Origin of the sequence: Collinsella sp. HCP28S3_B9 (assembly GCF_052066095.1) — a bacterium.
In the GTDB taxonomy this organism is placed as follows: Bacteria; Actinomycetota; Coriobacteriia; order Coriobacteriales; family Coriobacteriaceae; genus Collinsella.
Genome location: NZ_JBQHST010000070.1, coordinates 1 through 709, shown reverse-complemented (window position 1 = coordinate 709; position 709 = coordinate 1). Strand labels below are relative to the sequence as shown.

Below are 709 nucleotides of genomic sequence, written 5' to 3'. Positions count from 1 at the left end.
GTTCGGGGACGACGTGGCGGCGAGCGCGATCGCGGACAGGGTGTGCCACCACTGCCACCTGGTCAAGATAACCGGCAGGTCCTACAGGCTGAAGGACCTGCCGAGGGACGGTCCCGTCAAGCCGTGACCGGAATCGGTGAAAATACGTTAGCGCAACCGGTGAAACCGCCTTTGCGCGAACGGCGCGCCTGTTTAGCGAAACTGGTGAAAAATAGATTGACGCTAACACACGCCCGCCGGCAACCCGAGGAAGTACTGGACCTACGACTTCCTGAGGTGGCTCGACAAGGTCAGGCCGGAGGACGATGGCGGGGTTCGGACGCTCGCCGCCCTGAGGAACGAGGTCGAGGCCGCGGCGGAGGCCCGGGCGGACCTGCTCTCCGAGTACAGGGCCGCCGTGGATGCCAGCCCGATCGCCGCGGAGGTGGCCGCCCTCCAGTCGATCAAGGGCTGCGCCTTCGCGCTGGCCGCGGCCTTCTCGGCCGAGGTCGGCGACTTCACGAGGTTCCGTTCCGGAAGGCAGGTCACGGCCTATTTCGGCCTCGCGCCGAGTCAGAGGTCGAGTGGCGACTCCGTGCGGCTCGGAGGCATCAGCGGCGCGGGCAACGCGCTCGTGAGGAAGCTGGCCGTTGAGGGTTCATGGTGCTACGCCGCGGCACGGCACCAGCCGAAGCTCATGCCGAGGGACACGGGCGTGCCCCTCGAGATA

General features: G+C 67.1%; 2 protein-coding genes. Both read left to right on the top strand.

The features are described from left to right. Positions 1 to 13 precede the first annotated feature (13 nt). Positions 14 to 127 (top strand): ATP-binding protein, encoded by a 114-nt coding sequence (locus ACTNBB_RS09110; protein ID WP_368139607.1) that lies wholly within the window; start codon positions 14 to 16, stop codon positions 125 to 127. A 270-nt stretch (positions 128 to 397) separates the two neighbouring features. Next, on the top strand, positions 398 to 709 hold a 312-nt coding region (locus ACTNBB_RS09105), incomplete at its 3' end, for a transposase (protein WP_441058004.1).